Origin of the sequence: Mycobacterium gordonae (genome assembly GCF_001417955.2) — a bacterium.
GTDB classification, from domain to species: Bacteria; Actinomycetota; Actinomycetes; order Mycobacteriales; family Mycobacteriaceae; genus Mycobacterium; species Mycobacterium gordonae_B.
This window is the reverse complement of record NZ_LKTM01000310.1, coordinates 76,021-99,353: the sequence shown is the minus strand read 5'-3', so window position 1 is coordinate 99,353 and position 23,333 is coordinate 76,021. Positions and strand designations below refer to the sequence as shown.

19 protein-coding genes are annotated in these 23,333 nt (G+C 67.4%); 13 read left to right on the top strand and 6 right to left on the bottom strand.

Annotated features, from left to right (window positions below; genetic code table 11):
- Positions 1-79 precede the first annotated feature (79 nt).
- From uvrC to AO501_RS20720, 5 genes are all read left to right on the top strand, one after another.
- Positions 80-2,023: an excinuclease ABC subunit UvrC gene (uvrC, locus tag AO501_RS20740; protein WP_055579485.1), complete on the top strand. Its 1,944-nt coding sequence runs from the start codon at positions 80-82 to the stop codon at positions 2,021-2,023.
- Positions 2,020-2,904 (top strand): RNase adapter RapZ, encoded by an 885-nt coding sequence (gene rapZ, locus AO501_RS20735; protein ID WP_055579484.1) that lies wholly within the window; start codon positions 2,020-2,022, stop codon positions 2,902-2,904. The genes uvrC and rapZ overlap by 4 nt, the downstream gene beginning before the upstream one ends.
- Positions 2,901-3,926 carry a YvcK family protein gene (locus AO501_RS20730; RefSeq protein WP_055579483.1) on the top strand — a complete coding sequence of 342 codons (1,026 nt, stop codon included), beginning with the start codon at positions 2,901-2,903 and terminating at the stop codon, positions 3,924-3,926. Before rapZ ends, AO501_RS20730 begins: the two co-directional genes overlap by 4 nt.
- The gene (gene whiA, locus AO501_RS20725; RefSeq protein ID WP_055579598.1) at positions 3,923-4,900 is read left to right on the top strand and encodes a DNA-binding protein WhiA; all 978 of its coding nucleotides are present in this window, start codon (positions 3,923-3,925) and stop codon (positions 4,898-4,900) included. The genes AO501_RS20730 and whiA overlap by 4 nt, the downstream gene beginning before the upstream one ends.
- Before the next feature lie 153 nt (positions 4,901-5,053).
- Positions 5,054-6,433 (top strand): WS/DGAT/MGAT family O-acyltransferase, encoded by a 1,380-nt coding sequence (locus AO501_RS20720; protein ID WP_055579482.1) that lies wholly within the window; start codon positions 5,054-5,056, stop codon positions 6,431-6,433.
- 4 nt (positions 6,434-6,437) lie between these two features.
- Here the strand turns inward: AO501_RS20720 and AO501_RS20715 are convergent, their stop codons facing one another.
- From AO501_RS20715 to AO501_RS20705, 3 genes are read right to left on the bottom strand one after another with little or no spacing between them, the layout of a single operon-like run.
- Positions 6,438-7,715, bottom strand: a complete 1,278-nt coding sequence (locus tag AO501_RS20715) for an alpha/beta hydrolase (protein ID WP_055579481.1) — start codon at positions 7,713-7,715, stop codon at positions 6,438-6,440.
- Positions 7,712-9,313 carry an acyl-CoA ligase FadD12 gene (gene fadD12, locus AO501_RS20710; protein ID WP_231752564.1) on the bottom strand — a complete coding sequence of 534 codons (1,602 nt, stop codon included), beginning with the start codon at positions 9,311-9,313 and terminating at the stop codon, positions 7,712-7,714. The genes AO501_RS20715 and fadD12 overlap by 4 nt, the downstream gene beginning before the upstream one ends.
- A gap of 36 nt (positions 9,314-9,349) precedes the next feature.
- The gene (locus AO501_RS20705; protein WP_055579597.1) at positions 9,350-10,105 is read right to left on the bottom strand and encodes a 1-acyl-sn-glycerol-3-phosphate acyltransferase; all 756 of its coding nucleotides are present in this window, start codon (positions 10,103-10,105) and stop codon (positions 9,350-9,352) included.
- A gap of 207 nt (positions 10,106-10,312) precedes the next feature.
- On the opposite strand from AO501_RS20705, the gene AO501_RS20700 reads away from it, so the two are divergent.
- From AO501_RS20700 to AO501_RS20685, 4 genes are all read left to right on the top strand, one after another.
- Entirely contained in the window at positions 10,313-11,578 is a 1,266-nt protein-coding gene (locus AO501_RS20700) for a PucR family transcriptional regulator (RefSeq protein ID WP_055579479.1), read from the top strand.
- An 89-nt stretch (positions 11,579-11,667) separates the two neighbouring features.
- On the top strand, positions 11,668-12,096 hold the full coding sequence (locus tag AO501_RS20695; RefSeq protein ID WP_055579478.1) for a hypothetical protein: 429 nt from the start codon (positions 11,668-11,670) through the stop codon (positions 12,094-12,096).
- Positions 12,097-12,233: 137 nt separating this feature from the next.
- Positions 12,234-13,991 (top strand): DUF3556 domain-containing protein, encoded by a 1,758-nt coding sequence (locus tag AO501_RS20690; RefSeq protein WP_055579477.1) that lies wholly within the window; start codon positions 12,234-12,236, stop codon positions 13,989-13,991.
- Entirely contained in the window at positions 13,988-15,421 is a 1,434-nt protein-coding gene (locus AO501_RS20685; protein ID WP_055579476.1) for a phytoene desaturase family protein, read from the top strand. Before AO501_RS20690 ends, AO501_RS20685 begins: the two co-directional genes overlap by 4 nt.
- A 33-nt stretch (positions 15,422-15,454) precedes the next feature.
- Here AO501_RS20685 and AO501_RS20680 read toward each other — a convergent pair whose 3' ends face one another.
- The gene (locus tag AO501_RS20680) at positions 15,455-16,306 is read right to left on the bottom strand and encodes a hypothetical protein (protein WP_055579596.1); all 852 of its coding nucleotides are present in this window, start codon (positions 16,304-16,306) and stop codon (positions 15,455-15,457) included.
- 266 nt (positions 16,307-16,572) lie between these two features.
- Here AO501_RS20680 and gap point away from each other — a divergent pair, with 266 nt between their 5' ends.
- Genes gap through tpiA form a run of 3 tightly spaced genes read left to right on the top strand, consistent with a single transcriptional unit; the run spans position 16,573 to position 19,615 of the window.
- Positions 16,573-17,592, top strand: coding sequence for a type I glyceraldehyde-3-phosphate dehydrogenase (gene gap, locus AO501_RS20675; RefSeq protein ID WP_055579475.1), 1,020 nt, complete (start codon positions 16,573-16,575; stop codon positions 17,590-17,592).
- Between the two features lie 2 nt (positions 17,593-17,594).
- Entirely contained in the window at positions 17,595-18,833 is a 1,239-nt protein-coding gene (locus AO501_RS20670) for a phosphoglycerate kinase (RefSeq protein ID WP_055579474.1), read from the top strand.
- Positions 18,830-19,615, top strand: coding sequence for a triose-phosphate isomerase (gene tpiA, locus AO501_RS20665; RefSeq protein WP_055579473.1), 786 nt, complete (start codon positions 18,830-18,832; stop codon positions 19,613-19,615). Before AO501_RS20670 ends, tpiA begins: the two co-directional genes overlap by 4 nt.
- Positions 19,616-19,734: 119 nt before the next feature.
- On the opposite strand, the gene AO501_RS20660 is transcribed toward tpiA, so the two are convergent.
- Both AO501_RS20660 and secG read right to left on the bottom strand, forming a co-directional pair.
- Positions 19,735-20,163 (bottom strand): hypothetical protein, encoded by a 429-nt coding sequence (locus AO501_RS20660; RefSeq protein WP_231752558.1) that lies wholly within the window; start codon positions 20,161-20,163, stop codon positions 19,735-19,737.
- 7 nt (positions 20,164-20,170) lie between these two features.
- A complete protein-coding gene (gene secG, locus AO501_RS20655; protein WP_055579472.1) occupies positions 20,171-20,404 on the bottom strand; it encodes a preprotein translocase subunit SecG in 234 nt (77 codons plus the stop codon).
- 107 nt (positions 20,405-20,511) lie between these two features.
- On the opposite strand from secG, the gene ppc reads away from it, so the two are divergent.
- On the top strand, positions 20,512-23,319 hold the full coding sequence (gene ppc / locus AO501_RS20650) for a phosphoenolpyruvate carboxylase (protein WP_055579471.1): 2,808 nt from the start codon (positions 20,512-20,514) through the stop codon (positions 23,317-23,319).
- Positions 23,320-23,333 lie beyond the last annotated feature (14 nt).

Below are 23,333 nucleotides of genomic sequence, written 5' to 3'. Positions count from 1 at the left end.
GGCGCCCACGGCAGCTCACGAGCCGTCGGCGCCGATCCCTATGCCCCGCCGCGGTTCCGGCGACCACTAGCCTGGACACGTGCCAGATCCCGCCTCCTACCGTCCTGCGCCCGGGTCCATCCCGGTCGAGCCGGGCGTCTACCGGTTCCGGGACACCCACGGGCGCGTCATCTACGTCGGCAAGGCCAAGAGCCTGCGCAGCCGGCTGACGTCGTACTTCGCCGATATCGCCGGACTGCACCCACGGACCCGGCAGATGGTGACCACCGCGGCAAAGGTCGAGTGGACCGTGGTCAACACCGAGGTCGAGGCTCTCCAGCTGGAATACAACTGGATCAAGGAGTTCGATCCGCGCTTCAACGTCCGCTACCGCGACGACAAGTCATACCCGGTGCTCGCCGTCACCCTCAACGAGGAGTACCCGCGGTTGATGGTCTACCGCGGGCCGCGGCGCAAGGGGGTGCGGTACTTCGGGCCTTACTCGCACGCGTGGGCGATCCGCGAAACTCTGGACCTGCTCACCCGGGTCTTCCCGGCCCGCACCTGTTCCAACGGAGTCTTCAAGCGGCACAACCAGATCGACCGTCCCTGCCTGCTCGGCTACATCGACAAGTGTTCGGCGCCCTGCGTCGGGCGGGTCAGCGCCGAGCAGCACCGCCGGATCGTCCTGGACTTCTGCGACTTCCTGTCCGGCAAGACCGAACGCTTCGCGCGCGAACTCGAACAACAGATGCACGCCGCATCCGCCGAGCTGGACTTCGAACGGGCCGCCCGGTTGCGTGATGACCTGGGCGCGCTGCGGCGGGCCATGGAAAAGCAGGCCGTGGTGTTCGGTGACGGCACCGACGCCGACGTGGTCGCCTTCGCCGACGACGATCTCGAGGCCGCCGTGCAGGTGTTCCACGTCCGCGGGGGACGGGTGCGCGGTCAGCGCGGCTGGATCGTCGAAAAGTCCGGGGATCCCGGTGATTCGGGTGCCGAGCAGCTGGTGGAGCAGTTCCTGACGCAGTTCTATGGGGAGCAGGCCGAACTGGGTGGTTCCGCCGACGAGTCCGTCAACCCCGTGCCGCGCGAGGTGCTGGTGCCCTGCCTGCCCTCCAACCACGACGAGCTGGCCAGTTGGCTGTCGGGATTGCGCGGCGCCAAGGTCACCCTGCGGGTGCCGCGGCGCGGTGACAAGAAGGCGCTCGCCGAAACGGTGGAACGCAATGCGAAAGAGGCTCTGCAGCAACACAAATTGAAGCGGGCCGGTGACTTCAATGCGAGATCGGCTGCGCTGCAGAATATTCAGGATGCGCTCGGCCTTGCCGATGCCCCGCTGCGCATCGAGTGCGTCGACATCAGCCATGTGCAGGGCACGGATGTCGTCGGCTCCCTTGTGGTTTTCGAGGACGGGCTGCCGCGTAAGTCGGACTACCGGCACTTCGGCATCCGCGAGGCCGGGGGCCAGGGACGCTCGGACGACGTGGCGTCCATCGCCGAGGTGACGCGCCGCCGGTTCCTGCGGCATCTCAGTGACCAGAGCGACCCCAATGTGCTTACCGCGGAAGGCAAATCGCGCCGGTTTGCCTATCCGCCGAACCTGTATGTGGTGGACGGCGGCGCCCCGCAGGTCAACGCCGCCAGCGCCGTACTGGACGAGCTGGGCATCACCGACGTCGCGGTGATCGGCCTGGCCAAGCGCCTGGAGGAGATCTGGGTGCCCGCCGAGCCCGACCCCGTCATCATGCCCCGCAACAGCGAGGGTCTGTATCTGCTGCAGCGGGTGCGCGACGAGGCGCACCGCTTCGCCATCGCATACCATCGCAGCAAGCGATCCAAGCGAATGACGGCCTCGGCGCTGGACTCCGTGCCGGGATTGGGCGAGCACCGGCGCAAGGCACTGGTCACCCACTTCGGATCGATAGCCCGCCTCAAGGAGGCCACCGTCGACCAGATCACCGCCGTTCCGGGTATCGGCGTCGCCACCGCCACCGCCGTACTCGAGGCACTACGGCCTGACGCGACGGGAGCTTCGGAATGACGAACAGCGACAACGCCGCCGGCATCGACGTCGTTCTGGTGACCGGGTTGTCGGGTGCCGGCCGGGGTACGGCCGCCAAGGTTCTCGAGGACCTCGGCTGGTATGTGGCCGACAATCTGCCGCCGCAGTTGATCACCCGCATGGTGGATTTCGGGTTGGCCGCCGGATCGCGAATCACCCAGCTGGCGGTCGTCATGGATGTCCGGTCCCGCGGCTTCACCGGCGATCTGGACGAGGTCCGCAACGAACTGGCCACCCGCAACATCACGCCCCGGGTGGTGTTCATGGAGGCCTCCGACGACATGTTGGTGCGCCGCTACGAGAACAACCGGCGCAGCCATCCGCTGCAGGGCCAACAGACACTCGCCGAAGGCATCGCCGCCGAGCGCCGGATGCTGGCCCCGGTGCGCGCCACCGCGGACCTGATCATCGACACGTCGACCCTGTCGGTGCGCGGCCTGCGGGAAAGCATCGAGCGGGCCTTCGGCGGCAACGGCGGCGCCACCACGAGCGTCACGGTCGAGTCGTTCGGCTTCAAGTACGGCCTGCCGATGGACGCCGACATGGTGATGGACGTCCGGTTCCTGCCCAACCCGCACTGGGTGGACGAGTTGCGCCCGCTGACCGGCCAACACGAACCGGTCCGTGACTACGTGCTGAGCCAACCTGGCGCGGCCGACTTCCTCGAGACCTACCATCGTCTGTTGTCGCTGGTGGTCGACGGCTATCGGCGGGAGGGGAAGCGCTACATGACGGTCGCCATCGGCTGTACCGGGGGCAAGCACCGCAGCGTGGCGATCGCCGAGGCACTCATGGGTCTGTTGCGCTCGGATCCGCAGTTGACGGTGCGGGCGCTGCATCGGGATCTGGGCCGCGAATGACGGAGAACATTGTCGCGCTCGGCGGCGGCCACGGCCTGTACGCGACGCTGTCGGCGGCGCGCCGGCTGACACCGCACGTCACCGCGATCGTGACCGTCGCCGACGACGGCGGGTCGTCGGGCCGGCTGCGTAGCGAGCTGGACGTGGTGCCGCCGGGTGACCTGCGAATGGCGTTGGCCGCGTTGGCATCTGACAGTCCCCACGGCCGGTTGTGGGCGACCATCCTGCAACACCGGTTCGGCGGTAGCGGTGCACTGGCCGGGCACCCGATCGGAAACCTGCTGCTGGCCGGGATGTCCGAGCTGCTGGCCGACCCGGTCGCCGCCCTCGACGAGATCGGGCGCATCCTGGGCGTGAAGGGGCGGGTGCTGCCGATGTGCCCGATCGCGCTGCAGATCGAGGCGGACGTGTCCGGGCTGGAGTCGGACCCGCGCATGTTCCGGGTGATCCGCGGCCAGGTCGCCATCGCATCGACGCCGGGCAAGGTGCGCCGGGTGCGGTTGTTGCCGGCCGATCCGCCGGCCACCCGGCAGGCCGTCGACGCCATCATGTCGGCCGAGTTGGTGGTGCTGGGTCCGGGCTCCTGGTTCACCAGCGTGATCCCGCACGTCATGGTGCCCGGGCTGCTGCAGGCGTTGCAGGCCACCGAGGCCCGCAAGGCGCTGGTGCTGAACCTGGTCGCCGAGCCGGGGGAGACGGCCGGCTTCTCGGTGGAACGTCATCTGCACGTGCTGGCCCAGCATGCGCCCGGGTTCACGGTGGACGACATCATCATCGACGCCGAACGTGTGCCCAGCGACCGCGAGCGTGACCAACTTCGACGCACCGCCACCCTGCTGCAGGCCGAGGTCCACTTCGCCGACGTGGCCCGACCTGGTACACCTTTACATGACCCGGGCAAGCTGGCGGCGGTCCTGGACGGGGTGCGTGTGCAAAAGGATCCGGCGGCGCCCGCGGTGAAGGCCACAGAAGAGATACCGATCGACGGTGCACGACCGAGGGGTGACGACGCGTGGCGATGACGACCGAAGTCAAGGACGAGCTGAGCCGCCTGGTGGTCAAGTCGGTCAGCGCGCGGCGCGCGGAAGTCACGTCCCTGCTGAGGTTCGCCGGCGGGCTGCACATCGTGGCCGGCCGGGTGGTCGTCGAGGCCGAGGTCGATCTGGGCAGCATCGCGCGGCGGCTGCGCAAGGACATCTTCGACCTCTACGGCTACAACGCGGTGGTGCATGTGTTGTCGGCCAGTGGAATCCGCAAGAACACCCGGTACGTGTTGCGGGTGGCCAACGACGGCGAGGCCCTGGCACGCCAGACCGGCCTGCTGGACATGCGCGGACGTCCGGTCCGCGGGCTGCCGGCGCAGGTCGTCGGCGGCAGCATCGCGGACGCCGAAGCCGCCTGGCGGGGAGCTTTCCTGGCGCACGGGTCGTTGACCGAGCCCGGCCGCTCGTCGGCCCTGGAGGTGAGTTGTCCCGGGCCGGAGGCGGCGCTGGCGCTGGTCGGTGCGGCGCGCCGACTGGGGGTCAGCGCCAAAGCCCGCGAGGTGCGCGGCGCCGACCGGGTGGTGGTGCGCGACGGCGAGGCCATCGGCGCCCTGCTCACCCGGATGGGCGCCCAGGACACCCGGCTGGTCTGGGAGGAGCGCCGGCTGCGCCGGGAGGTTCGCGCCACGGCCAACCGGCTGGCCAACTTCGACGACGCCAACCTGCGCCGCTCGGCGCGTGCCGCCGTCGCCGCCGCCGCCCGCGTGGAACGCGCGCTCGAGATTCTCGGCGACACGGTGCCCGACCACCTGGCCACCGCGGGCCAGCTGCGCGTCGAACACCGGCAGGCGTCACTGGAGGAACTCGGTCGGCTCGCCGACCCGCCGATGACGAAAGATGCGGTGGCAGGGCGTATTCGGCGTCTGCTGTCGATGGCTGACCGCAAGGCGAAAGTGGACGGGATTCCCGACACCGAATCCGCGGTGACCCCCGACCTCCTCGAAGACGCCTAAGCCGCCTCGTCCCGCGAGCAGTCCCGCGAGCAGACGCGAAATCGCACAAAACCAGTTGTTCTGGTGCGAGTTTGCGTCTGCTCGGCATGACTGACGCGCGCTCTGAGAAAGAAGTATTGGCTTCGGAAGGTGGCTGCGGGCTACGGTCGTGGGATGAAACGGCTCTCGAGTGTTGACGCTGCGTTCTGGTCGGCCGAAACCGCCGGCTGGCACATGCATGTCGGTGCCCTGGCGATCTGCGACCCCAGAAAGGCGCCCGACTACAGCTTTCAGCGCCTGCGTGAACTGCTCATCGAACGCCTCCCCGAGATCCCGCAGCTGCGCTGGCGGGTGACCGGCGCTCCGCTGGGGCTGGACCGGCCGTGGTTCGTCGAGGACGAAGAACTCGACATCGACTTTCACGTCCGTCGTATCGGTGTGCCGGCTCCCGGCGGCCGGCGCGAACTCGAGGAACTCGTCGGCAGGTTGATGTCCTACAAGTTGGACCGCTCCCGCCCGCTGTGGGAACTGTGGGTCATCGAAGGTGTTGAGGGGGGCCGCATCGCGACGCTGACCAAGATGCACCACGCCATCGTCGACGGCGTCTCGGGCGCTGGACTGGGTGAGATCCTGCTGGACATCACGCCCGAACCTCGCGAGCCGCAGAAGGAAACGGTCGGGTTCGTCGGCTTCACCATCCCGGGCCTGGAGCGACGTGCGCTCGGCGCGCTGATCAACGTCGGCATCATGACGCCGTTCCGCATCGCCCGCTTGCTCGAGCAGACCGTGCGTCAGCAGATCGCCGCGCTGGGCGTGGGCGCCCGTCCGCCGCGCTACTTCGACGCACCGAAGACCCGCTTCAACGCGCAGGTGTCGCCGCACCGGCGTATCACCGGCTGCCGGGTCGAGCTGGACCGGGTCAAGGCGGTCAAAGACGCCTTCGGGGTCAAGCTCAACGACGTGGTGCTCGCGCTGGTGGCCGGCGCCGCGCGCGAGTACCTGCAGAAGCGCGACGAGCTGCCCTACAAGCCGCTGATCGCCCAGATTCCGGTATCCACCCGCACCGAGGAGAACAAGTCCGACGTCGGCAACCAGATCAGCTCGATGACGGCGTCACTGGCCACCGACATCGACGACCCGGCCGAGCGGCTCAAGGCCATTCACGAGAGCACCCAGAACGCCAAGGAAATGGCGAAAGCGCTTTCGGCACACCAGATTATGGGCCTGACCGAGACCACGCCGCCCGGGCTGCTGCAGCTGGCCGCGCGGGCCTACACCGCCAGCGGTCTGTCGCACAACCTCGCGCCGATCAATCTGGTCGTCTCCAACGTGCCCGGCCCGCCCATCCCGCTGTACATGGCCGGGGCCAAGCTCGACTCGCTGGTTCTCGGCCCGCCGGTGATGGACGTTGCGCTCAACATCACCTGCTTCTCCTACCAGAAGTTCCTGGACTTCGGGTTCGTGACGACGCCCGAAGTGGCCAACGACATCGACGAAATGGCCGATGCCATCGAGCCGGCCCTGGCCGAGCTGGAACGCGCCGCCGGACTGTAGTGGCCTAGCGGTCGCCGGAGTAATTGGTGACGTAGACCCACGACAAGAACCGGGCGACCGCCTCGGCGGCCTTGTTCGCGCGCGGGGAGCCGAAGATGTCGAAGGCGTGCTGGGCGTTGGGCAACTCGGCGTAGGCGACCGGCGCCTTCGACACCGACCGCAACTCCTCGACGAACTCCCGCGCCTCGGCAACCGGGATAAGGGAGTCATCGGTGCCGTGCAGGACAAAGAACGGCGGCGCGTCCACATGCACGTACCGCAGCGGGGAGGCCTCTTCGTAGATCTCCCGGTGCGTGTCGAGTTTGTGCTTGACGACCAGCCTTTCAAGCACCTGCACGAACTGCGCCCGCCCCGGCTCCTCGGTGGAATACCAGTCGTAGCGGCCGTAGAACGGGACGGCCGCCATCACCGACGTGTCGGCGTCTTCGAAGCCCGGCTGGAACTTGGGGTCGTTGGGGCTCAGGGCGGCCAGGGCGGTCAGGTGACCGCCGGCCGAACCACCGCTGAGCGCAACGAAATTCGGATCTCCCCCGTAGGCGGCGATGTTCTCCTTGACCCAGGCCAGCGCGCGCTTGACGTCGACGATGTGGGCGGGCCAGGTGTGCCACGGGGACACGCGGTAGTTCATCGACACGCACACCCAGCCACGCGCCACCAGGTGACTCATCAACGGGTACGCCTGTGGCCGGCGCCAGCCGATCATCCAGGCCCCACCTGGAATCTGCAGCAGCACAGGCGCTTTGCCATCGAGCGGCAGGTCCTTGCGGCGCCAGATGTCGGCCAGGTTCGCTCGGCCGTGCGGACCGTAGGAGACGATGTTCTGCTTGTCGACGAAGCGCCGCCGCGCCACCGTGGTGCGCAGTGGCAGATTGCGCCGCCCGCGGCGGGTCGGTTCGGTGGGCAGGGCCTTGAGTTGGTCGGCGTAGTCGGGTCCGAGTTGCTCGGTCAGCCCGGCTTCCAGGATCGGACCGGGGGTCGTGATGCCGCGGTAGCGGATGACGGCCAGAATCGCCCAGGACGCCGCCGTCATGGCCAGCGCCACTTTGCCTTTCGGCCCGGCGAAATCGCCCCGCAGGCCGCGGCGCACGGCGTCCACTGCGGACACCGAGGCGTACAGGCCGGGCACCTCCGAGGTGGGCCAGCCGAACCAGAACACCGTCGGTGACGCATACGGGTTGCGGGTGATCGGATGTAGGCCGTTGGCGGCGTTGACCAATTCCACCGTTGCCCGCGTCAGTGGCCGGGGGCGGCGCAGTTGCCGGAGCAGGGGTCGGAGGTTCATGAGTCTCCCAGCCGGGCCTTGAGCTCGTTGCGCAGAATCTTGCCGGTGCTGCCGCGGGGGAGCTCGTCGAGCACGGTGATCTCGCGTGGCACTTTGTAGTTGGCCAAATTGTCCCGGACGTGCTGTTTGAGTGTCTCGACCGTTGCCGAGGCGCCCGGCTCCAGGACCACGAATGCCGACAACCGCTGGCCGTACTGCTCGTCGTCCACTCCGATCACCGACGCCTCGGCCACCTCCGGGTGGGCTGCCAGCGTCTTCTCCACCTCGATCGGGTAGATGTTCTCCCCGCCGGAGACGATCATCTCGTCGTCGCGTCCCACCACGAACAGGCGGCCGTTCGCGTCGAGGTATCCGACGTCGCCCGACGACATGTAGCCGGCGTGAAAGTCTTTCGTCTTGCCTGATGTGTAGCCGTCGAATTGGCTACCGTTGTGCACGTAGATGGTGCCGACCTCACCGGTGGGCATCTCCTTGAAATCGGAGTCCAGGATCCGGATCTGGGTGCCGTCTGCCGGCTTGCCCGCCGTGTCGGGTGCCGCGCGCAGGTCCGCCGGAGTCGCGGTCGCGATCATGCCCGCCTCGGTGGCGTTGTAGTTGTTGTAGATCACGTCGCCGAACTGGTCCATGAACGCGATCACGACGTCGGGCCGCATCCGCGAACCTGATGCCGCGGCAAACCGTAAAGATTTGCAGCTGTACCGGTTTCGAACCTCGTCGGGCAGCTCCATGATGCGGTCGAACATCACCGGCACCACCGCCAGGCCGGTCGCCTGATGGCGGTCGATCAGGGCCAGCGTCGCCTCCGGATCGAACTTGCGCCGGGTGACCACCGTGCACGCCAGCGACGACGCGAGCACCAACTGCGAGAATCCCCAGGCGTGGAACATCGGTGCCACGATCACGATCGGCTCCTCGGCCCGCCACGGCGTCCGGTCCAGCACCCCCTTGAGCGTCTTGATCCCTCCGCTGCCGCCGGAATGCTTGGCGCCCTTGGGCGTTCCGGTGGTTCCGGAGGTGAGCAGGATCAACTTGCTCTTGCCGCCGGTGCGTTGTGGCCGCTGCCCGGTGTGGGATGTGATGAGCTTCTCGACGGTCACCTCGTGCGGTTCGTCGGCCCAGGCCACGATCCGGGTGGCGTTCGGCGCGTCGGCGAGCGCCCGATCCACGGTCGGGGTGAACTCTTCGTCGTAGACGATCGCGTCGACGCCCTCGCGGCTGACCACCTCGGCCAGCGCGGGCCCCGCGAAGGAGGTATTGAGCAGTAGGACGTCGGCGCCGACCCGGTTGGCCGCCAGGAGCGTATCGATGAAACCGCGGTGATTGCGGCACATGATGCCGACGACTTTCGGCGGCCCACCCGGCAGGGCCTGCAGCGCGGCGGCGAAGGCGTCGCCACGTTCGTCGAGCTGGCGCCACGTCAGGGTGCCGAGTTCGTCGATCAGGCCGGGGCGGTCGGGGCAGCGCTGCGCCGCGCCCGCGAAACCGGAAGTGAAACCGATGCCCTCGCGGGCCATCGCGACGGCCACCCGCACATAGCGGTCGGGTCGCATCGGTGCGATCATGCCCGCACGGCGCAGGGTGGAGACCACGCCCAGCATCTCTGCGAGGCCCTCTTCGAGACGAGATGCCATGGCTCAGCCCACAATCGGGAATCGACGCTTGGCGGCGAGCTCGTTGAGCCCCTCCTGCATGACCGACCGGACATGCTCGTCGACTTCGTCGACATCCGGGTCTTCGCCGAATTGCGCTGCGATGTCGATAGGTTCGAGCACCTGCATGACGATCTTGGCGGGCAGCGGCAGATTGGGCGGGATGGCGGCGCTGAACCCGAACGGAAATCCGAATGACAGCGGCATGATGTCACTGCGAAGCAATCTCTTGATGCCCAGGTTCCTGGCCAGCCAGGTACCGCGAGTGAGGTACAGCTGGGTCTCCTGACCGCCGATGCCCACCATGGGGACGATGGGAACCCCCGCCTCGATCGCGGTGCGGACATACCCCTTGCGGCCGTTGAAGTCGATGACGTTCTCCGCCGCTGTCGGCCGGTAGGCGTCGTAGTCGCCACCGGGGAAGACGACGACCACGCCACCGGAGCGCAGTGCCGCGGCAGCGTTCTCCCGGTTGGCGCGGATGTACCCGGTTTTGCGGAAGAAGTCCGCGGTAGGCCCCATGAACAAAATGTCGTGGCTCAACGTCAACACGGGCCGGTCGTAACCGAACTTGTCGTAGAAGTCGGTGCTGAAGATCGGGACGTCCATCGGAAACTGGCCGCCGGAATGGTTGCCGACCACCAGCGCTCCGCCGGGCGGGAATCCGTCGAGGCCACGCACCTCGGATCGGAAGTAGGTCTTCAGGACCGGCCGCATGACGCTGATCATGCGTCGGGTCATCCCCGGATCGAACTTCGCGATATCGCCCCGAGTCGGGTCGTCGTTCTCGTTGCTCACTGAGGCTCCCTTGCCGTCGAGTCCCTCAGATCGTAGCGACCACCTCCGCGCCTGTGTGGCGGCATAGTGAGCGAAACCGCCGCGTGCAAGCCCCCGAAGGTGCACAGTGTGCTTGGGTTCCAGGTTCACGCTGCTGTAGGAGGGACACCCATGGTGGCCGAAACGGGAAATGCGGTCGGCTCCGGGTGCGTTTCGCTGATCGCCCGGCAGATGGACGCCATACGCGACACCTTCACGGCCGAGCTCTTCGACATGATGAAGGGCGAGATCCAGGGGCTCAAACACGATCCGCGAATGCTGGAACTGTGGCATGCAAGCCTCACCGAGAACTTCGTCGCCGCGGTGCACTACCTGGAACGGGATGCGCCGACGGCGCTGCTCGAGGCTCCCGCCGCCGCACTGGCGTACGCGCGGGCATCCGCGCAGCGGGATATTCCGTTGGCGCCGTTGGTTCGGGCGCACCGGCTGGGGCATGCGCGGTTCCTGGAAGTGGCGATGCAGTACGTGTCGCGGCTGGAGCCGCACCAGCAGGTGCCCACCATCATCGCCCTGGTGAACCGCGCGGCCCGCGTCGTCGATCTGGTGGCCGACCAGATGATCCTCGCCTACGAGGAGGAGCACGACCGCTGGCTGAGCCGGCGTAGCGGGATGCAGCAGCACTGGGTCAGCGAGGTGCTGGCCGGTACCCCGGTCGACGTGCAGCGTGCGGAAAAGGTGCTGCGCTACGGGCTTGACGGCCGCCACGTGGCCGCCGTGGTCTGGGTGGATGACGCGGTGCCCATCGACCAGGTGGTGGCCCGGTTCGACGAGGTGCGTTGCCTGATGGCGGCAGAGCTGGACGCGGCCGGCCGGTCGTTGCTGGTGCCGACCGACGAGCGGGAGGCGCGGTTGTGGTTCTCGGTCGCCGGTGCCCCCGATCTGCCGAGCATCCGCGGGGCGTTCGAGTCGGCGTGTATCGGGGCGCGGGTGGCCTGTGGCCGGTCCGGTGACGGGCTGCGTGGTTTCCGGGCATCGATGAGGCAAGCCGAGCTGGTGAAGACGGTGGTGCTGGCCGGCGGGGACCGCCACAGCTGCCCGGTGGTCTTTTACGACGACGTGGCGCCGGTGGCGTTGATGGCCGCTGACGTCGACGAGTTGCGGCGGTTCGTCGGCGAGGTTCTCGGCGATCTTGCCGGAGCCGACGAGCGCAACGAATGGCTGCGTGAAACACTGCGCGAATTCCTGCTCCGCAACCGCAGCTACGTGGCCACCGCAGACGCAATGATCCTGCACCGCAATACGATTCAGTACCGGGTCGGTCAAGCGATGGAGCTCTGCGGTCAGAACTTCGACGATCCCGATGCGGTGTTCAAAGTCCAGACCGCGCTGGAGGCCTGCCGGTGGATGGCCCCGGCTGTGCTGCGCGCACAAAAGTAATAGCCAGCTTCGGTTTCGGCGCATAGCGGGGCGAAGGCCTTGCCGGGTTAGCGTTTGCCCACGTCAAGCGCCAACCGAAAGAGGCACACATGGAGCGGCCCGCAGTCACCGGCAGCCAGGCCGATTGTGTGCTGCGCCTGATCACCCAGATCTGCAAGCGAACCAATCTGCAGATGGACATTTATCAGCGGGCGATCATTGTGGCTGAGACCGAGGGCCGTCCCGATCAGGTACGCGACCTTCGGCGGTTTCTAGGGATGCAGCGCCAGGACCGAAAACTGCTGGACGAGCTGATCGAACGTCTGCAGGGTCCGAGAGTTGCGCAGCGTCCGCGGTGTTCGCTAAGCGACCGCAGGCGGTCGCTGGGGGCGGCGGCGGGCAGGCCATCCGTGCGCGCTGAGGGGTCGCGCGGATGGCGTTCCCGCTGGCAGGCTTCCGGGGCGGTTCAGCGCGTCCGGCCGGGCGACCGGCCGGCGCTGTCCGGCCCAGAAGGCGCGGGAGGTCCGGTGCTTCGGTGAATCACCCTCTGTGGCAATGGCTTTGACCGGTTTGGGGTCGGGCTTCCAAGGGCTCGGGCGATAGGCCTTCGGGTGGGCCGCATCGTGCCGATACATTGGACTGGCCACAAACGCTCCCTCCTGGAATGGGGCCAGCCATGGGATTCATCTCACCGGACCTTCCCGACGTCGATCACGACACCTGGCTGACGCTGCCACGGGCAACGCGACTACAGGTCGTCACCCGGCACTGGGCGGAAAACGGCTTCGGCACGCCGTACGCGGTGTACCTGCTGTACCTGATCAAGATCGGCCTGTATATCGCTGCTCCGGCGGCGATCATCGCGCTGACGCCCGGTCTGGGCGGGCTGAGCCACATCGCACAGTGGTGGACGCAACCGATCGTGTACCAGAAGGTCGTCATCTTCACCCTGCTGTTCGAGGTCCTCGGGCTCGGGTGCGGGTCCGGGCCGCTCACCGGACGCTTCATGCCGCCGATCGGTGGCGTGCTGTACTGGTTGCGCCCCAAGACAATCCGGCTGCCGGCCTGGCCTGACAAGGTGCCGTTGACCCGCGGCGACTCCCGCTCCCTCGTCGACGTCGCGCTGTACGCCATCGTGTTGAGCAGCGCGGTGTGGGCGCTGTTGTCGCCAGGGCACGGCGGACCGGTGACCGGCGCCGGTGACGTCGGATTGATCAACCCGATTCTGGTGATTCCGACGATCGTCGCCCTGGCGTTGCTGGGTTTACGCGACAAGACCATCTTTCTTGCCGCCCGCGGCGAACACTACTGGCTGAAGCTGTTCGTGTTCTTCTTCCCGTTCACCGACCAGATCGCCGCGTTCAAGATCATCATGCTCTTCCTCTGGTGGGGCGCGGCCACCTCCAAACTCAACCACCACTTCCCCTACGTGGTGGCCGTGATGACGAGCAACAACGCGCTGCTGCGCAGCCGGTTGTTCCTGCCGGTCAAGCACCTGCTCTACCGCGACCACGTCAACGATCTGCGGCCCACCTGGCTACCGAAGATGATGGCCCACGTCGGCGGCACCACAGCGGAATTCATCGTTCCCACGGTGCTGGTGTTCTTCGCCGGCGATCACCCGTGGCGCTGGTTCCTGATCGGGTTCATGGTGATCTTCCACCTCAACATCCTGTCCAACCTCCCGATGGGGGTTCCGTTGGAGTGGAACGTCTTTTTCATATTCTCGCTGTTCTATCTGTTCGGGCATTACGGCGCGATCCGCGCCACCGACCTGAGATCACCGCTGCTGCTGGCCCTGATCGCGATCGCGGTCGTCATCGTCATCGTGGGAAACCTGTTCCCGGAGAAGATTTCGTTCCTGCCCGCGATGCGCTACTACGCCGGAAACTGGGCCACCAGCACGTGGTGCTTCCGCGCGGGCGCCGAGGACAAGATCGAAGCCGACGTGGTGAAAAGCTCTGCGCTGGTTGTCAATCAGCTCACCAAGCTGTACGGCGCGGCGACCGCAGAGGTGATGTCGGACAAGGTGGGGGCATTCCGGGCGATGCACACACATGGCCGCGCGCTCAACGGCCTGCTGCCCCGAGCGATCGGCAATGAGGCCGACTATCGGGTGCGGGACGGCGAAATCGTGGCCGGGCCACTCGTCGGGTGGAACTTCGGCGAAGGCCACCTGCACAACGAGCAGTTGTTGGAGGCGCTGCAGCGGCGCTGCAACTTCGAGGACGGCGATGTCCGCGTCATCGTCCTCGAGGGTCAGCCGATCCACATTCAGAAGCAGTGGTACCGGATCGTCGATGCCAAGACCGGTCTCATCGAATCCGGTTACGTCGACGTCAGCGAGATGCTGAGCCGGCAACCGTGGCCGGAACCGGGCGACGATTTTCCGGTGCATGTCACGACCGAACCTGTCGTGCACGGAACCTCATGACCAGAGCCTCGAAAAACAAAGCCGTCGTCGTCGGCGCCGGCCCCAACGGGCTGGCCGCAGCCATTCACCTCGCCCGGCAGGGCGTCGACGTGCACGTGCTGGAAGCCCAGGACACCATCGGCGGGGGAGTGCGCTCGGGGGAGCTGACGGTGCCCGGCGTCATCCACGACCACTGCTCGGCCTTCCACCCGCTGGGAGTCGGATCCCCGTTCTGGAAGGAGATCGACCTCCTCAGCTACGGACTGGCCTGGAAATGGCCGGAGGCCGACTGCGCGCACCCACTCGATGACGGGTCTGCCGGCGTGCTCTATCAGTCGGTTGCCAAAACCGCCAAGGGATTGGGCGCCGACCGGCGGCGTTGGCAGGCGGCGGTGGGCGGACTGGCCAAGGGCTTCGACGATCTGGCCGACGATCTGCTGCGCCCCGTGATCAACATTCCGCGGCATCCGGTGCGCCTCGCGTTGTTCGGTCCCCGCGCGGTGCTGCCCGCCACCACGGTGGCCGGCTACTTCCGCACCGAGCAGGCGCGCGCCCTCTACGGCGGCGCGGCCGCGCACGCCTTCACCCGGTTGGACCGCCCGCTGACCGCCTCCCTCGGGTTGATGATCCTGGCCAGCGGACATCGCTACGGCTGGCCGGTCGCCGAAGGCGGGTCCGGCGCGATCACCAGGGCGCTGGGTGCGGCTCTGGCGGCAGAGGGCGGCCAGGTCACCACCGGCGTCAAGGTCACCAGCCGCCGCGACATCCCGAACGCCGACATCGTCATGCTGGACCTGAGCCCCGCGCAGGTACTGGCCATCTATGGCGACGCGATGCCCACCCGAATCAAACGGTCTTACCGCCGCTACCGCGAGGGTTCCGCGGCGTTCAAAGTCGACTTCGCCATCGAGGGCGACATTCCCTGGACGAACCCGGACTGCGCACGGGCGGGAACCGTCCATCTCGGCGGCAGTTTCGAGGAGATCGCCGACACCGAACGCCGTCGCGCCCAGGGCACCATGGTGGAGCGCCCCTTTGTGCTGCTCGGGCAGCAGTATCTGGCCGACCGGTCCCGCTCGGCGGGCAACATCAACCCGATCTACGCCTACGCGCATGTGCCGTTCGGGTACACCGGTGACGCGACCGCGGCGATCGTCGACCAGATCGAGCGGTTCGCGCCGGGTTTCCGCGACCGCATCGTCGCCACGGTCAGCACCGGCACGGCCGACCTGGAGGCCCGCAACGCCAGTTACATCGGCGGCGACATCATCGGCGGCGCCAACGACAAACTCCAGATCCTGTTCCGGCCGCGCATCGCGCTCGATCCCTATCGGATCGGCGTGCCGGGGGTGTACCTCTGCTCACAGTCGGCGCCGCCGGGAGCCGGCATCCACGGGCTGTGCGGTTACCACGCCGCCGAATCGGCGCTGCGCTGGTTGCGGTCGACGTGACTCCGCCGCCTTTGCGCTGCCTCTGCTGAGACGTCAGCCGGTCGGGCCGGGCATCACCGGCTGGCCGGCCACGGGTCCGTTCGCCGGCGCCGGACCGGTCGGTGCGCCCTTCCCGGTTCCGGACATGGTGGTGATCGGCGCGCCGACCGGTGCGCCGACGGGGACGGGTCCGGCGACCGGCACGGGGCCCGCGACGGGCACGGGTGCGCCGACCGGCACGGGTGCGCCGATAGGCACGGGTGCGCCGACCGGCACGGGTGCCCCGATGGGCACCGGGGCTCCGATGGGCACGGGTGCGCCGACGGGGACCGGGGCTCCGATGGGCACGGGTGCGCCGACGGGTACCGGGGCTCCGACGGGCACCGGGGCCGCTATCGGTCCGGGCACCACCACCGGCGCGACCGCCGGCACCGCTGCCGCGCCCACCGGTCCGGGCACCACGACGGGAGCACCGACACCGGACATGCCGGTGATGGGTGCGCTCGCCGGGCCGCAGTTCTCCACAGGTGTTGCGCCGGCGGCCGGTGCAGGTCCACCGGCGGGGGCGGCGGGTCCGCCGCCGGCCGGCGCTCCGCCTGCGCCTGCGGCTCCACCAGCTGCCGGAGCGCCTGCCGCGCCCGCTGCCGGGCCGCCGTAAGCGCAGCACGCCGGCGCTCCGCCCGCGCCTGCCGCACCGGCTGGGCCCGCGCCGGGGGCGCCCGCTCCGGCGACCCCTGCGGGCGCGCCGTCCGCGATACCGGCGGTGCCTGACATTCCCTGGATGCACGCGTAGCCACCCGTCTTCAGCGGCACGGCCGCCGCAGTCGGGCTCAGCGACAATGCGGCCCCGCACACCCCCGCGGCGGCAGCAATTACCTTGAGGTTGAATCGATCGGAGATCGTCATCAACGTCAGCTCCTTCATTCGCGCTCCAGCAGATCCGTCTGGTCGTATCCGGACGACCGGCTCGATTGTTAGACGCCGATCCAAGACGCGAACGGCGCCGCACCGTGCCGTTTCCAAATGGTGACGTTCGGGATGGTTTAGCCCTCGTCACACGTTGTGACCGTTAAATCACGATGCCGTCACCGGTCAGGCCGCGCCCCGGTTTCTGCACTGATCTAGGCTGACCACGAGCGCTTACCAGCGGACACGAGAAAGAGGAGAGACACGTGACGGTCCGAGTTGGCATCAACGGCTTTGGTCGAATCGGACGCAACTTCTACCGGGCCCTGCTGGCCCAGCAGGAGCAAGGCACCGCCGACATCGAGGTGATCGCCGTCAACGACATCACCGACAACCACACTCTGGCGCATCTGCTGAAGTTCGACTCGATCCTGGGACGGCTGCCCTACGACGTCAGCCTGGAGGGCGAGGACACCATCGTGGTGGGCCCGGCCAAGATCAAGGCGCTGGAGGTCCGGGAGGGACCGGCCGCGCTGCCGTGGGGTGACCTGGGTGTCGACGTGGTGGTCGAATCCACCGGCCTGTTCACCAACGCCGCCAAGGCCAAGGGCCACCTGGACGCCGGTGCCAAGAAGGTCATCATCTCCGCGCCCGCCACCGATGAAGACATCACCATCGTGCTCGGGGTCAACGACGACAAATACGACGGCAGCCAGAACATCATCTCCAACGCCTCGTGCACCACGAACTGCCTGGGCCCGATCGCCAAGGTCCTCAACGACGAGTTCGGCATCGTCAAAGGCCTGATGACCACCATCCACGCCTACACCCAGGACCAGAACCTGCAGGACGGCCCGCACAAGGACCTGCGCCGGGCCCGTGCCGCGGCGTTGAACATCGTGCCCACCTCCACCGGAGCGGCCAAGGCCATCGGGCTGGTCCTGCCCGAGTTGAAGGGCAAACTCGACGGCTATGCGCTGCGGGTGCCGATCCCGACCGGCTCGGTCACCGACCTGACCGCCGAACTGGCCAAACCCGGCACCGCCGAGCAGATCAACGCCGCCATGAAGGCCGCCGCGGACGGGCCGATGAAGGGCATCCTGAAGTACTACGACGCCCCGATCGTCTCGAGTGACATCGTCACCGATCCGCACAGTTCGATCTTCGATTCGGGGCTGACCAAGGTCATCGACAACCAGGCCAAAGTCGTCTCCTGGTACGACAACGAATGGGGCTACTCCAACCGCCTCATCGACCTGGTCAAGCTCGTCGGCAAGTCGCTCTAGCCGTGAGCGTCCCGACTCTCAAAGACCTGCTCGCCGAGGGTGTTTCGGGTCGTGGCGTGCTGGTGCGCTCGGACCTGAACGTGCCACTGGACGATAACGGCAACATCACCGACGCCGGGCGGATCACCGCCTCGGTGCCGACGCTGAAGGCACTGCTGGACGCCGGCGCCAAGGTGGTCGTCACCGCCCACCTGGGCCGTCCCAAGGACGGGCCCGACCCGAAGTACTCGCTGGCTCCGGTCGCCGCGGCGCTCGCCGAACAACTGGGCCGGCACGTGCAATTGGCCGGGGACGTCGTGGGCACCGACGCGCTGGCCCGTGCCGAAGGACTCACCGACGGCGACATCCTGCTGCTGGAGAACATCCGCTTCGACAAGCGCGAGACCAGCAAGGACGACGCCGAACGCCTCGCCCTGGCCCGGCAGCTCGCCGAATTAGTTTGGCCCGGTGGAGCTTTCGTCTCCGACGGCTTCGGAGTGGTGCACCGCAAGCAGGCTTCGGTCTATGACGTCGCGACGCTGTTGCCGCACTATGCCGGCAACCTGGTCGCCGACGAGATCAAGGTGCTCAAGCAGCTGACCAGTTCCACCGAGCGGCCCTACGCGGTGGTGCTGGGTGGGTCGAAGGTGTCGGACAAGCTGGGCGTCATCGAGTCGCTGGCCACCAAGGCCGACAGCATCGTGATCGGCGGCGGTATGTGCTTCACCTTCCTTGCCGCACAGGGCTATTCGGTGGGTAAGTCGCTGCTCGAAGAGGACATGGTCGACACCTGCCGCAAGCTGCTGGACACCTATCACGACGTGCTGCGGCTGCCGGTGGACATCGTGGTGACCGAGAAGTTCGCCGCGGATTCGCCACCACAGACGGTGGCCGCCAACGAGATTCCGGATGACCTGATGGGTCTGGACATCGGCCCGGGATCCGTCAAGCGGTTCACCACGTTGCTGTCCAACGCGCGAACGGTCTTCTGGAACGGGCCGATGGGCGTGTTCGAGTTCCCGGCTTACGCCGAAGGCACCCGGGGCGTTGCCGAGGCGATCGTCAAGGCCACCGGTAAGGGCGCGTTCAGCGTCGTCGGCGGCGGTGACTCCGCGGCGGCCGTGCGCGCCCTGAAGATTCCCGAAGATGCGTTCTCGCACATTTCCACCGGCGGCGGCGCGTCGCTGGAATATCTTGAGGGCAAATCACTTCCGGGCATCGAGGTGCTCGGTGAGCCCCAGACGACCGGAGGTGACTCGTGAGCCGCAAGCCGTTGATCGCCGGCAACTGGAAGATGAACCTCAATCACTTCGAGGCCATCGCCCTGGTGCAGAAGATCGCATTCTCGTTGCCGGACAAGTACTTCGACAAGGTCGACGTCACGGTCATCCCGCCGTACACCGACCTGCGCAGCGTTCAGACCCTGGTCGACGGCGACAAACTCCGCCTGACCTACGGCGCACAAGACCTGTCGCAGCACGACTCCGGCGCCTACACGGGTGAGATCAGTGGGGCATTCCTGGCCAAGCTGGGATGCAGCTTCGTCGTGGTCGGCCATTCGGAGCGCCGCACCTACCACAACGAGGACGACGCGCTGGTGGCCGCGAAAGCCGCGGCCGCGCTCAAGCACGAGCTCACCCCCATCGTCTGCGTCGGCGAGCACCTCGAGGTCCGCGAAGCCGGAAACCACGTGTCGCACAACGTCGAACAGTTACGTGGGTCGTTGGCCGGGCTGTCGGCCGAGCAGATCGCCAAGGTCGTCATCGCGTACGAACCGGTCTGGGCAATCGGCACCGGCCGGGTGGCCAGTTCGGCCGACGCTCAGGAGGTGTGCGCGGCGATCCGCCAAGAGTTGGCCGCGCTGGCCTCACCGCAGATCGCCCAGTCCGTCCGGGTGCTCTACGGCGGCTCGATGAATGCCAAGAACGTCGGCGACCTGGTAGCTCAGGACGACATCGACGGCGGTCTGGTGGGTGGTGCGTCGCTGGACGGGGAGCAGTTCGCGACGCTGGCGGCGATCGCTGCCGGAGGGCCGCTGCCGTAAGCGGGGGAGCCACATAGATCCCTGAATCCACAGTGATATCACCCGCGGTATCACAATTCAGGAGAGCCTCATGGTTCGCGGGCGGTACTGAAGTGACGCATGGGGTCTAGCCGGACGAGTCAGATCGCGACGAGCAGCAGCAGTAACGGAAAGACGAACACCAGAGCGAGCAGGACCACCATCAGCGCGACGGTGATGCCAACGCCGTTGTAGCTCTGCGGCGGCGCGCCCAGCGAACCGGCGCTGAAGCCCCAGACCGGTGCCTTGTACTCGAGTTCCACCCAGTGTCCCGGGTAGACGTCGACCAGGGTGTCGGCTGGCCCGATCTGAGCCGGCAGCCAGTACGGCACGTGCACATGGACCCGGTGCTGGCCGGGCCGCACCGGCACAACGTTGCGGCCCCACGACAACGGCGGTCCCTCGTAGCCGTCGATCAGCAGCTTGGGCTTGAACAGCGCCAACATGAACGACAGCGGCATGTATTGGGTGGTGATAGCGACGCCCTCAGCGGGCCACGAGGGCTGTCCCGGCTGGGCTGGCCAGCTCATGACGCGTCTAGCGGTACTTGATCAACAGGGCCATGCCGACAATGGACACCAGCCAGATGCCCACGATGAACAGCGTCAACCGGTCCAGGTTCTTCTCCACGACCGTCGACCCGGACAGGCTCGACTGCACACCGCCGCCGAACAGCGTCGACAGGCCGCCACCCTTGGCGCGGTGCAGCAGCACCAGCAACACCACCAGCAGGCTGGTGACCACCAGGGTGATCTGTAGAGCCAATTCCATAACGGGCAGCCTACCGAACGCGGGCAAAACGCTCGCCACCGGCAAGCGACGGGCCGCGGATCGTGCCCAAATAGCCGACTCGACGGTCTGCACCGATACTTAGACCCATGGTTGACGTGACCGACACCGCCCTGGACCCGATCGGCGACGTCCATCGCACCAAGCTGGGGCGCGAGGCGACCGAGCCCATGCGCGCCGACATCAGGATGCTGGGTGCCATCCTCGGTGACACCGTGCGGGAGCAGAACGGTGAAGAGGTGTTCGACCTCGTTGAACGCGCGCGGGTGGAATCGTTCCGGGTGCGGCGATCGGAGATCGACCGCAACGAGGTGTCGCGCATGTTCGACGGCATCGACATCCGCAAGGCCATCCCGGTCATCCGGGCGTTCACGCAGTTCGCGTTGCTGGCCAACGTCGCCGAGGACATCCACCGCGAGCGCCGCCGCAGCGTTCACGTCGCCGCCGGCGAGCCTCCCCAGGACAGCAGCCTGGCCGCCACCTACGCGAAACTCGATCGTGCCGAACTGGATTCGGCGACCGTGGCCGCAGCGCTCGAAGGTGCATTGGTGGCGCCGGTGATCACCGCCCACCCCACCGAGACCAGGCGACGCACCGTCTTCGTCACCCAGCACCGCATCACCGAACTGATGCGTCTGCACGCCGAGGGGCACACCCAGACCGACAGCGGCCGCAGCATCGAAACCGAATTGCGCCGCCAGATCCTCACCCTGTGGCAGACCGCGATCATCCGGCTGTCCCGCCTGCAGATCAGCGACGAGATCGCGGCCGGACTGCGCTACTACCCGGCCTCGTTCTTCGAGGTGATGCCCAAGGTCAACGCCGAAGTCCGGGAGGCACTGCGGGCCCGCTGGCCCGACGCCGACCTGCTGTCCGGGCCGATGTTGCAGCCGGGGTCCTGGATCGGCGGCGATCGTGACGGGAATCCCAACGTCACAGCCGACGTGGTCCGGCTGGCCACCGGCAGCGCCGCCTATACCGCAATCTCCCACTACCTGTCCGAACTCGACCAGCTCGAGCAGGAGTTGTCGATGTCGTCTCGGCTGCTCACGGTCACCCCCGAGCTCGCCGAACTGGCCGAAGGGTGCCAGGACAAGGCGCGCGACGACGAGCCCTACCGGCGCGCGCTGCGAGTCATCCGGTCGCGGCTGAGCGCGACCGCCGGGGAGCTCCTCGACGAGCAGCCGCAGCACCTGCTCGACCTCGGCCTGCCGGCCTACACCACGCCCGGTGAATTGCGCGCGGACCTGGACACCATCGACACCTCGCTGCGCACGCACGGCAGCGCCGTGCTGGCCGACGACCGGCTGGCCGTGTTGCGCGAAGGCGTCCACGTCTTCGGTTTTCACCTGTCCGCACTGGACCTCCGGCAGAACTCCGACGTGCACGAGGAGGTGGTCGCCGAACTGCTGGCCTGGTCCGGGGTGCACCCCGACTACGCCTCGTTGCCCGAAGACCAGCGAGTCGATCTGCTGGTCAGCGAACTCGGCACCCGACGTCCGCTGGTGAGCCCGGGCGCGAAGCTGTCCGAACTGGCGCGCAAAGAACTCGACATCATCGGCGCCGCCACCTACGCCGTCCAAACCTACGGCCCGGCAGCGGTTCCCAACTACGTCATCTCGATGTGCCGGTCGGTGTCGGACGTCCTGGAAGCGGCGATCCTGATGAAGGAGGCCGGGCTGCTGGACGCCTCAGGGGACGAACCCTATTGTCCGGTCGGGATCTCGCCGCTGTTCGAGACCATCGACGACCTGCACAACGGCGCGTCGATCCTGCAGGCGATGCTGGATCTTCCGCTCTACCGCGCCATGGTGAAGGCTCGCGGTGACATGCAGGAAGTGATGCTCGGCTACTCCGATTCGAACAAGGACGGCGGCTACCTGGCCGCCAACTGGGCGGTGTACCGGGCGGAGCTGGCCCTGGTCGAAGCGGCCCGCAAGGGCGGAATCCGATTGCGGCTGTTCCACGGCCGCGGCGGCACCGTGGGCCGCGGTGGCGGCCCGAGTTACCAGGCCATCCTGGCCCAGCCACCAGGAGCGGTGAACGGATCGCTTCGGCTCACCGAACAGGGCGAGGTGATCGCCGCGAAGTACGCCGAACCGCAGGCCGCCCGGCGCAACCTGGAAAGCCTGCTGGCCGCGACCCTGGAGTCGACGCTGCTCGACGTCGAGGGCCTCGGTGACGCAGCGGAGCCGGCCTACGCGGTGCTCGACGAGATCGCCACCTTGGCGCAGCGCGCCTACGCCGAACTGGTGCACGACACACCCGGCTTCGTCGAGTACTTCAAGGCCTCGACGCCGGTCAGTGAAATCGGATCGCTCAACATCGGCAGTCGGCCGTCCTCCCGCAAACCGACAGAATCGATCTCGGATCTGCGCGCCATCCCGTGGGTGCTGGCGTGGAGCCAGTCACGGGTGATGCTGCCGGGCTGGTACGGCACCGGTACGGCGTTCGAGCAGTGGATCGGCGAGGGACCGGACAGCGAAGAAGACCGCTTGGCGGTCCTGCATGAGCTCTACGAGCGGTGGCCGTTCTTCCGCAGCGTGCTGTCCAACATGGCGCAGGTGCTGGCCAAGAGCGATCTCGGGCTGGCCGCCCGCTACGCCGAGCTGGTAGAAGATGAATCGTTGCGCAGCAGGGTCTTTGACAAGATCGTCGACGAGCACCACCGCACCATTGCGATGTACAAGCGCATCACCGGTCAGGAGGACCTGCTGGCCGACAACCCGGCGCTGGCGCGCTCGGTGTTCAACCGGTTCCCCTACCTGGAGCCGCTCAACCACCTGCAGGTGGAACTGCTGCGCCGTTACCGCTCGGGTGAGGACGACGAGTTGGTACAACGCGGCATTCTGCTGACCATGAACGGACTTGCCAGCGCGTTACGTAACAGCGGATAACGGGCAATCCCTTC

Coding starts and splice junctions, on each gene's coding strand:
- AO501_RS20700 (WP_055579479.1), top strand. CDS start 10,313: ATGGTGGCCGAAACGGGAAATGCGGTCGGCTCCGGGTGCGTTTCGCTG.
- secG (WP_055579472.1), bottom strand. CDS start 20,404: ATGGAATTGGCTCTACAGATCACCCTGGTGGTCACCAGCCTGCTGGTG.
- AO501_RS20720 (WP_055579482.1), top strand. CDS start 5,054: ATGAAACGGCTCTCGAGTGTTGACGCTGCGTTCTGGTCGGCCGAAACC.
- AO501_RS20690 (WP_055579477.1), top strand. CDS start 12,234: ATGGGATTCATCTCACCGGACCTTCCCGACGTCGATCACGACACCTGG.
- AO501_RS20705 (WP_055579597.1), bottom strand. CDS start 10,105: ATGACCCGACGCATGATCAGCGTCATGCGGCCGGTCCTGAAGACCTAC.
- AO501_RS20680 (WP_055579596.1), bottom strand. CDS start 16,306: ATGACGATCTCCGATCGATTCAACCTCAAGGTAATTGCTGCCGCCGCG.
- AO501_RS20715 (WP_055579481.1), bottom strand. CDS start 7,715: ATGAACCTCCGACCCCTGCTCCGGCAACTGCGCCGCCCCCGGCCACTG.
- fadD12 (WP_231752564.1), bottom strand. CDS start 9,313: ATGCTGGGCGTGGTCTCCACCCTGCGCCGTGCGGGCATGATCGCACCG.
- AO501_RS20730 (WP_055579483.1), top strand. CDS start 2,901: ATGACGGAGAACATTGTCGCGCTCGGCGGCGGCCACGGCCTGTACGCG.
- AO501_RS20660 (WP_231752558.1), bottom strand. CDS start 20,163: ATGAGCTGGCCAGCCCAGCCGGGACAGCCCTCGTGGCCCGCTGAGGGC.
- AO501_RS20695 (WP_055579478.1), top strand. CDS start 11,668: ATGGAGCGGCCCGCAGTCACCGGCAGCCAGGCCGATTGTGTGCTGCGC.
- AO501_RS20685 (WP_055579476.1), top strand. CDS start 13,988: ATGACCAGAGCCTCGAAAAACAAAGCCGTCGTCGTCGGCGCCGGCCCC.
- ppc (WP_055579471.1), top strand. CDS start 20,512: ATGGTTGACGTGACCGACACCGCCCTGGACCCGATCGGCGACGTCCAT.
- whiA (WP_055579598.1), top strand. CDS start 3,923: ATGACGACCGAAGTCAAGGACGAGCTGAGCCGCCTGGTGGTCAAGTCG.
- rapZ (WP_055579484.1), top strand. CDS start 2,020: ATGACGAACAGCGACAACGCCGCCGGCATCGACGTCGTTCTGGTGACC.